Below are 8529 nucleotides of genomic sequence, written 5' to 3' on the forward strand. Positions count from 1 at the left end.
ACGGGAGAGTGCCGTGTACGCCGCAGAACGACACCGGCTGATCCTCGACGCAGCCCGATCCCTCGGCCGCGTCGAGGTGAGCGGGCTCGCCGAGCAGCTCGACGTCACCGCCGAGACGATCCGCCGGGACCTCACCGCCCTCGAGCGCCGCGGACTGCTCAAGCGGGTGCACGGCGGCGCGATCCCCGCCGAGACCGAACGCCCCGAGCTCGCCCTCGCCGAGCGCATCGGCCGCCGCGCGGCCGAGAAGCGCCGCATCGCACAGCGCGCCCTCGCCGAACTGCCCGAGCGCGGCACCGTGCTGCTCGACGCGGGCACCAGCACCCTCGCCCTCGCGCAGGCCCTCCCCGGCGACGCCGAGCTGACGGTCGTCGCCAACAGCCCCGCGATCTGCGCGGCGCTGGCCGCGAAACCGGGGATCACGCTGCTGCAGCTCGGCGGGCAGGTCCGCTCGCTCACCGGAGCCGCGGTCGGGCGCTGGACGATCGACGCCCTCGCCGAGCTGACCATCGACCTGGGCTTCATCGGCGCGAACGGCTTCGACGCGGAGCGCGGCCTCACCACCCCCGACCAGATCGAGGCCGCCACGAAGCGCGCGATGGTGCGCGCCTGCCGCACCACGGTCCTGCTCGCCGACTCGGCGAAGGCCGGCGAGGCGCACCTGCACCGCTTCGCCGAGCTCGCGCAGATCGACCGCGTCATCACCGATGGCGGCCTCGATCCCGACACGGCGGAGGCGATCCGCGCCGCCGGGCCGGAGGTGGTGTTCGCGTGATCACCACCCTCACACCCAACCCCAGCGTCGACCGCGCGATCACCGTCGACGCCCTCGACCGCGGCCAGGTGCTCCGGGCACACTCCTCGCGGGTCGACCCGGGCGGCAAGGGCGTCAATGTGGGGCGGGCCCTCGCCGCCATGGGCGCCGAACCGGTCGTGGCGGTCCCCTCCGGCGGGCCCGAGGGCGCGCTCTTCGAGGCCCTGCTGCGGCAGACCGGGGTCGCGACGCGGATCGTGCCGATTTCCGGCAGCGTGCGCATGAACGTCAGCGTGCTCGAACCCGACGGCACCACCACCAAGCTCAACGAGGCCGGGCCGCGGCTCCGCGAAGCGGAGGCCGAGGCGCTGCTCGCCGCCGCGCTCGACGGAGCGGACGAGGGCCGCTGGATCGCGGGCTGCGGCAGCCTGCCTCCCGGAGTGCCCGACACCTTCTACGCGACGCTGATCCGCGAGGCACGCAGCCGCGGCGCGCTGCTCGCCATCGACTCCTCCGGCCCGGCCTTCGCCGCCGCCGTCGCCGCAGCCCCGGACCTCATCAAGCCCAACCGCGAAGAGCTGGCAGAGCTCGTCGGCCGTCCACTGCGCACCATGGGCGCCGTGATCGACAGTGCCCGCGAGCTGGTGGCGAGCGGGATCCGGTACGTGGCCGTCAGCCTCGGCCGCGACGGGGCCCTGCTCGCGAGCCGCACCGGCGAAGTGCACGCGGCCGCCGTCATCAGCGACCCCGTGTCCACGGTGGGCGCCGGCGACTGCATGCTCGCCGGCCTGCTCTTCGGACTCGACCGTGGCGAGGCCCCCGCCGAGGCGCTCTCACGCGGCGTGTCCTGGGGTGTCGCCGCCGTGCGGCTGCCCGGCACCGAGGTGCCCGGCCCGGCCGCGGTGGCCGCCGTCCAGGTGACCCGCTCCCCCGAACCGGATCGCGAGCTCCCGCTCACCGACTGACACCGTCTCACCAGAAACGCCCCTGAAAGGAATCGACATGCCACTGATCAGCGAAGAGCAGGTGGTGCTCGATCTGACCGGATCGGACCGCCACGACGCCACCCGCGCCCTGGCCGAGCGCCTGCTGGCGACCGGCCGCTGCACCGACCTCGACGCGTTCCTCGCGGACGTGCGCGAGCGGGAATCGAAGATGGCGACCGGCCTGCCCGGCGGCATCGGCATCCCGCACGCGCGCAGCGCCGCCATCACCGAGCCCTCGCTCGTCTTCGGCAGGATCGCCGAGGGGATCGACTGGGGCGCCAAGGACGGCCCCGCGCACCTCGTGTTCCTGATCGCCGCCCCCGCCGACGGCGGCGACGCGCACATGCAGGTGCTGCCCCAGCTCGCACGGGCGCTCATGCGCGAGGACTTCCGCTCCGCGCTGCTCGCGGCGACGAGCCCCGCGGAGGTCGTCGCAATCGTGAACGAGCACGTCTCGCTCCCCGAGGCGGAGGCGACGGCGCCCGCCCAGCCGGCAGCGGCGCACGCCGCGCCCGAAGCCGCCGCCGAGCCCGCCTCGGACGCCGATCCCGCCGCGGAGGTGGCCCCCGCCGCCGACGCCGCCCACGCCGCCCCTGAGGCACCCGCCCGGCGCCTGCGATTCGTCGCCGTCACCTCCTGCCCCACCGGCATCGCCCACACCTACATGGCCGCTGAGGCGCTCGAGACGGCCGCGCGCGAGGCCGGGCATGAGATCGCCGTCGAGACGCAGGGATCCGCGGGCTCGACGCCGCTCACCGCGGCGCAGATCGCCGATGCCGACGCCGTCATCTTCGCCCACGACGTCGAGGTGAAGGACCGAGCCCGCTTCGCGGGCAAGCCCACCGTCGACGTGGGAGTCAAGCGCGCCATCTCGGACGGCCCCCAGCTCCTCGCGCAGGCCGCGCAGCTCGCCGCGGAATGGGATGCCGATCCCTCCCGCGCCGCGTCCGCCGCAGCCGACGGAGCCGCGGCCGGCCCCGCAGAGGCCGCCGCACGCAGCGAGGAATCCGAGGAGCGCGTCGGCGTCGGCACCCGCCTGCGCCAGTGGCTCATGACCGGCGTCTCCTACATGATCCCCTTCGTCGCCGCGGGCGGGATCCTCATCGCGATCTCCTTCATGCTCGCCCAGATCGCACTCGGCGAGCAGGGCGCCATCGAGATCGTGAAGTACAGCCTCACCGGCGACGACGCCTACAACATCGCGCAGAACTTCAACCCGGCGAGCCTCACCGCCTGGGCCGCGCTCGCCTATGTGATCGGCGCCGCCGCCTTCGGCTTCCTCGTCCCGATCCTCTCCGGTTACATCGCCTTCGCGATCGCGGACCGGCCGGGCCTCGTCCCCGGCATCGTCGGCGGCGCCATCGCCACGACCATGAACGCCGGCTTCCTCGGCGGCATCGTCACCGGCCTGCTCGCCGGCTTCGTCGCACGCTGGATCGCAAGCTGGAAGGTGCACCGTGGCGTGCGCGGCGTCATGCCCGTCGTCGTCATCCCCCTGCTGTCGACCCTCATCACCGTCGGCCTCTTCATCACCGTGCTCGGCCGCCCCATCGCCGCGCTCATGGAGGCGATGAACGACGGGCTGAACGGACTCACCGGCGCCGGCGTGCTCGTGCTCGGCCTGATCCTCGGTGCCATGATGGGCTTCGACCTGGGCGGCCCCGTGAACAAGGTCGCCTACGGCTTCGCGACCGCCGGCCTCTCCGCGGCGGGGACGGCGATGGATGCGCCGCAGCTGAAGATCATGGCGGCGGTGATGGCCGCCGGCATGGTCGCGCCGCTCGCCCTCGCGCTCGCCACCGCCGTGCGGCCCAAGCTCTTCTCGGCTCCCGAGCGCGAGAACGGCAAGGCGGCGTGGCTGCTCGGCGCCTCCTTCATCTCCGAGGGCGCGATCCCCTTCGCCGCCGCCGACCCGATCCGCATCATCATCGCCTCCACGATCGGCTCCGCCGTGACCGGCGGGCTCGTGATGCTCTTCGGCGCGACGCTGCGCGCCCCGCACGGCGGCATCTGGGTGCTGCCCCTCATCGGGCAGCCGCTGCTCTTCGTGCTGGCGCTCGCGATCGGCGTGGTGATCACGGCGCTCATCGTGATCGCCCTCAAGTCGCTCGCCGCCCGGCGACGCGAGAACACCCCTGCGCTCGCCGTCGCGGCGAGTTAGCCTGGAACCACGGATCCCTAGGAGGCACATCATGGCTACCCGCACCGTCACCATCGCATCGTCCGTCGGGCTGCACGCCCGCCCCGCCTCGCTGTTCGTCGAGGCCGTGGGCGAGACCGGGCTGGACGTCGAGATCGGGCGCCCCGGCGAGGCCTCGGTCGACGCCGGGAGCATCCTCGGCGTCATGGCGCTCGGCGCGAAGCACGGCGAGGAGGTCGTGCTGACGGCGGAGGGTCCCGAGGCCGAGGCCGCCCTCGACCGGCTCGCAGAGCTGCTCGCCACGGACCTGGACGCGCAGTGACCGCGGCCGGCGACGCGAGCGGCGACGCGCCGGGCCGGGCGGCTGGATCGCCCGGGCGGGTGCTCCGCGGCATCGGCGTGAGCTCCGGCTCCGCGCACGGGCCCGTCGTGCAGGTCGCGGCGCCGGTCGCTCCCCCGGCAGACGAGCCGCCGGCCGCGGACCCGGCTGCGGCCGCGGAGCAGGCCATCGCGGCCTTCATGGGGGTGGCCGACACCCTCGATGGCCGCGCCGCGACCGCCGACGACGCGGCCCGGGACGTGCTGAAGGCCACCGCCATGATCGCGCGCGACCGCTCGCTGCACCGCGCCGTCACGAAGCACCTCGGCGAGGGGCAGGGACCCGCCACCGCCATCGCGAGCGCGATCGACGAGTTCGCCGCGCAGTTCGAGGCCCTCGGCGGCTACTTCGCGGAGCGCGTCACCGATCTGCGCGACGTCGGCTCGCGCGCGATCGCGACGGTGCTCGGGGAGCCCGCCCCCGGCGTCCCGCACTTCTCGGAGCCGAGCGTGATCGTCGCGCACGATCTCGCCCCCGCCGAGACCGCGACCCTCGACCGCTCGCGGGTGCTCGGGATCGTCACCGCCGCGGGAGGGCGCACCAGCCACACCGCGATCCTCGCCGCCCAGATGGGCATCCCGGCCGTCGTGCAGGCCCACGGCGCCACCGAGATCCCCGGCGGCACGCTCGTGTCGCTCGACGGCGATTCCGGCGAGGTGGTCCTGAACCCGGATGCGGACGCGGTCGCGGCGCAGCTTGAGCGGCGGGAACGCCGCGAGCGGGCGCTGGCCGATGTCAGCGGCCCCGGTCGCACCGCTGACGGGCACGCCGTCGCGCTGCTCGCCAACATCGGCGGGGTCGAGGACGCGGAGCTCGCGGGCGCCGCCGATGTGGAGGGCGTCGGGCTGTTCCGCACCGAGTTCGTCTTCCTCTCGGCGCAGCACGCCCCGACGGTCGAGGAGCAGACGGAGATCTACCGCCGCGTCCTCGCGCCCTTCGGCTCGCGCCGGGTGGTGGTGCGCACCCTCGACGCGGGCGCCGACAAGCCGCTCGCCTTCGCCGATCTCGGCGCGGAGGAGAATCCGGCGCTCGGACGGCGCGGGCTGCGTCTCTCACAGGCGCGCCCGGAGCTGCTGGACGCCCAGTTGCAGGCCCTTGCGGCGGCGGCGCACGAGACGGGCGCCGATGTGCGGGTCATGGCGCCGATGGTCGCCACCGCCGAGGAGGCGCGGTGGTTCGCCGAGCGCGTCCGGGCAAGCGGACTGGAGCGCGCCGGTGTGATGATCGAGGTGCCCGCGGCCGCCCTGCGCGCCGAGCAGGTGCTCGCCGAGGTGGATTTCGGCAGCCTCGGCACGAACGACCTGGCGCAGTACACCATGGCGGCCGACCGCATGGAGGGCGAGCTCTCGGAGCTGCTCGACCCGTGGCAGCCGGCCGTGCTCGACGTGATCGCTGCCGCCGCTGCGGGCGCCCGGGCGGCGGGAAAGCCGCTCGGAGTGTGCGGGGAGTCCGCCGGGGATCCGCTGCTCGCCCTCGTGCTCGTCGGCCTCGGCGTGTCGAGCCTGTCGATGGCTGCGGGCAAGGCGCGAGGGGTGCGCCTCGCGCTCCGCACGCACACCCTGGAGCACTGCGAGCGGCTGGCAGCCGCAGCGCGCGCAGCCGCCTCGCCGGAAACGGCACGCGCCGCGGTGCGGGAGGCCGCGGACCCCGAGCTGCTCGCCGTGCTCTAGCTGCGGGCACGGCTCAGTGGGCACGCCGCGGGGCGGCGTACACTGGGGCGCATGGGGTATGAGGTCGAGAAGTCCGATGAAGAGTGGCGCGCAGAGCTCGGCGAGGAGCGGTACGCGGTGCTGCGCCAGGCCGCGACCGAACGCGCCTGGACGGGCGAACTGCTCGATGAGGACCGCGCAGGCCTCTACGCCTGTGCGGCCTGCGGCAACGAGCTGTTCCGGAGCGGCACGAAGTTCGACTCGCACTGCGGCTGGCCGAGCTTCTATGATGCCGTACGGCCCGAAGCGGTCGAGCTGCTGCCGGACCACTCGCTCGGGATGGAGCGCACGGAAGTGCGCTGCGCCCGCTGCGGCAGCCACCTCGGGCACGTGTTCCCCGATGGCTTCGGCACGCCCACCGGCAATCGCTACTGCATGAACTCCGTCGCGCTGGACTTCACGCCGGAGAGCTGAGGCGCCGCGCGACCGGCCGGGGGCCGCCGCGGTCAGTGCTCGCGGAGCTTGCGGATCAGTTCCGGCTTCCGGAGGCGTGAATAGCCGCTGAGGCCCAGCTCCCTCGCGCGCTCGCGCAGCTCCGGCACCGTCCGCTCCTCGTAGTCCTCCGCGCCGCCGCCGCGGCGGCCCACCTTCGATCGGCCGTCACGCGCGGCCGCGTTCGCGATCCTGGCCGCCTTCTCCTTCGAGGCGCCGTCCTCACGCAGGCTCTCGTAGAGCTCCTCGTCCTTGATCCTTGACGATGATCGCTTCGGCATGGTGTCCCTCCCTCGGATCGCGGCTGCGGTTCACCGCAGCCACTGTGTTGCTGTGCACGTCGCTGCCGGTCACTCCCCCGCCGGCGCGAGGCCCCGCAGGGCCGGACCCTCCAGGCGCGCGCCGTCGGCCGCGAATCGTGAACCGTGCAGCGGGCAGTCCCACGAGCGCTCCGCCGCGTTCCAGGCCAGGATGCCGCCCATGTGCGGGCACACCGCCGACACCTTGCAGAGTCGTCCGTCCACGCGGGAGACGCCCACGGGGGCGACCCCGTCGCGGCCGACGAAGCCCTCTCCGTCCGCGAGATCCTCGGCCCCGGCGACGGATCGGGCCTCGGCGCCCGCCCAGCCTGAGACCATGCGGCCGGCGACCTCGGCGTTCGCCGCCACCGCCTGCGCGGCCTCCGCCAGGCTGTGACCGTGGTCGTTGAGCAGCTCCGCCCAGTCCTTCCGCCCGCCCAGCAGCTCGGAGGTGATCGCGAGGGCCGCGGCGACGCCGTTCGTCATGCCCCACTTGTCGTAGCCGGTGGCGGCGAAGATGCGCCCGCCCCCGCGCGGCATCGCGCCCGCGAACGGCACCCGCGCGTGCGTCTGATAGTCCTGCGCGGCCCACCACGTGAGCCGGCGCGCCGAGGGGAAGTGCCCGGCCGTCCACGCGTCGAGCTCGCGCAGCTCCTCGCGGGTGTCGCCGAAGGTGCCCGGCGTGCGGCCCCCGCCGCCCACGACCAGCGCCTCGCCGCCGTCCGCGTCCGGGGCGCTGCGCAGCGAGTGCATCGGCGTTCCCGCGGCGACGTACATGCCGCGCGGCGGGCTCGCCTCGGGCAGGTGGTACGCCGTGACGAACGACCGCGACGGCTTCAGCTTCGCGAAGAACAGACCGCGGTCGAGGATCGGGGTTCCGGTCGCCAGCACGCACGCCACGGCGTCGATCGTGCCGAAGCCGGAGACGACACGGACGCCGCCCTCGCGCTGCTCGACGTCGTGCACCTCGCAGCCCTCGACCAGGCGGCCCCCGCGCTCACGCAGCTCCGCGGCGAGGATGGAGAGGACGCGCATCGGCTGCAGTTGCGCCTGCTCGTCGAGGGCGAGCGCGCCGTGGACCTCGAAGGGAAGCCCCGTCTCCCCGGTCTCGCGCGCGGCGAGCCCGGCGGACGCGGCGGCATCCAGCTCCGATTCCAGGCTCGCGAGCTGTTCCGGTGCGGAGGCATAGGTGTACGCGGTCCGGAACTCGACGGCGCCCTCGTGCCCCTCCAGTTCGCGCAGCAGCCACGCCTGACCCTCGCGGTTGCCCTCCACGTAGGCGTGCAGCACCTCGTCGCCGGCCAGTCTGCGGATATCGCTCATCACCGTGCCCTGCAACAGGCTCAGCTTCGCCGTCGTGTTGCCCGTCGCCACGGCACCGACCGAGCGCGCCTCCAGGACGGTCACCGCCTGGCCGGCGCGCGCGAGCAGCACGGCGGTCACGAGGCCGGTGAGCCCGGCACCCACGACGACCGCGTCGGCCGGCCGCTCAGAACCGGCGTCGGTGCCGGGACCCCCGAACGGGTCGGACGGGATCGGCGGGGCGGTGAGCTGCCAGAGAGACCTCATGCTCCCGACTCTAGGAAGCCCTCCCGCACGGGCACGACCCCGTTGACAATTCGCCGCCCCGTCTGACACGCCACGGCCCGCCCGGCCGGGGCGCGCCCGCCCGGGCGGCGAACTGCCAACGGGGGCGGGCCCGGGCGGGGGGGCTTCCTCGAGCCGGGAGCACGCCGTCCCTCTCGCCGCCCCCCGCCCCGCCGGTCCCGGCCCGCCCGTTCCGGGGTTCCCGCACCGCCGCCCGCGCCGAGCGGCCGGCCGGCGCGGGCG

Annotated in this window: 8 protein-coding genes; 6 read left to right on the top strand and 2 right to left on the bottom strand. The window is 74.6% G+C overall.

All coding sequences use genetic code 11. The features are described from left to right. The first annotated feature begins 13 nt into the window (after positions 1-13). Genes B4915_RS14215 through msrB form a run of 6 tightly spaced genes read left to right on the top strand, consistent with a single transcriptional unit; the run spans position 14 to position 6382 of the window. Entirely contained in the window at positions 14-775 is a 762-nt protein-coding gene (locus B4915_RS14215) for a DeoR/GlpR family DNA-binding transcription regulator (RefSeq protein WP_105806444.1), read from the top strand. Beyond that, positions 772-1719, top strand: coding sequence for a 1-phosphofructokinase (gene pfkB, locus B4915_RS14220; RefSeq protein WP_105806443.1), 948 nt, complete (start codon positions 772-774; stop codon positions 1717-1719). Before B4915_RS14215 ends, pfkB begins: the two co-directional genes overlap by 4 nt. Positions 1720-1756: 37 nt before the next feature. Continuing rightward, the gene (locus B4915_RS14225; protein ID WP_105806442.1) at positions 1757-3901 is read left to right on the top strand and encodes a PTS fructose transporter subunit IIABC; all 2145 of its coding nucleotides are present in this window, start codon (positions 1757-1759) and stop codon (positions 3899-3901) included. A gap of 31 nt (positions 3902-3932) precedes the next feature. Beyond that, positions 3933-4202 carry an HPr family phosphocarrier protein gene (locus tag B4915_RS14230; protein ID WP_105806441.1) on the top strand — a complete coding sequence of 90 codons (270 nt, stop codon included), beginning with the start codon at positions 3933-3935 and terminating at the stop codon, positions 4200-4202. Further along, on the top strand, positions 4199-5929 hold the full coding sequence (gene ptsP, locus B4915_RS14235; protein ID WP_105806440.1) for a phosphoenolpyruvate--protein phosphotransferase: 1731 nt from the start codon (positions 4199-4201) through the stop codon (positions 5927-5929). The genes B4915_RS14230 and ptsP overlap by 4 nt, the downstream gene beginning before the upstream one ends. Positions 5930-5980: 51 nt before the next feature. After that, positions 5981-6382: a peptide-methionine (R)-S-oxide reductase MsrB gene (gene msrB, locus B4915_RS14240; RefSeq protein WP_105806439.1), complete on the top strand. Its 402-nt coding sequence runs from the start codon at positions 5981-5983 to the stop codon at positions 6380-6382. A 32-nt stretch (positions 6383-6414) separates the two neighbouring features. Here msrB and B4915_RS14245 read toward each other — a convergent pair whose 3' ends face one another. After that, complete coding sequence (locus tag B4915_RS14245; RefSeq protein ID WP_105806438.1) at positions 6415-6681, bottom strand: DUF7218 family protein; 267 nt, start codon at positions 6679-6681, stop codon at positions 6415-6417. Positions 6682-6750: 69 nt separating this feature from the next. Continuing rightward, on the bottom strand, positions 6751-8268 hold the full coding sequence (locus tag B4915_RS14250) for an FAD-dependent oxidoreductase (protein ID WP_105806437.1): 1518 nt from the start codon (positions 8266-8268) through the stop codon (positions 6751-6753). Positions 8269-8529: the final 261 nt, after the last annotated feature.

The organism is Leucobacter massiliensis (assembly GCF_002982315.1).
Lineage (GTDB): Bacteria > Actinomycetota > Actinomycetes > Actinomycetales > Microbacteriaceae > Leucobacter > Leucobacter massiliensis.

Bases quoted from the DNA above. Each gene is read 5' to 3' on its own strand.
- B4915_RS14225 (WP_105806442.1), top strand. From the start codon at position 1,757: ATGCCACTGATCAGCGAAGAGCAGGTGGTGCTCGATCTGACCGGATCG.
- B4915_RS14245 (WP_105806438.1), bottom strand. From the start codon at position 6,681: ATGCCGAAGCGATCATCGTCAAGGATCAAGGACGAGGAGCTCTACGAG.
- B4915_RS14250 (WP_105806437.1), bottom strand. From the start codon at position 8,268: ATGAGGTCTCTCTGGCAGCTCACCGCCCCGCCGATCCCGTCCGACCCG.
- msrB (WP_105806439.1), top strand. From the start codon at position 5,981: ATGGGGTATGAGGTCGAGAAGTCCGATGAAGAGTGGCGCGCAGAGCTC.
- B4915_RS14230 (WP_105806441.1), top strand. From the start codon at position 3,933: ATGGCTACCCGCACCGTCACCATCGCATCGTCCGTCGGGCTGCACGCC.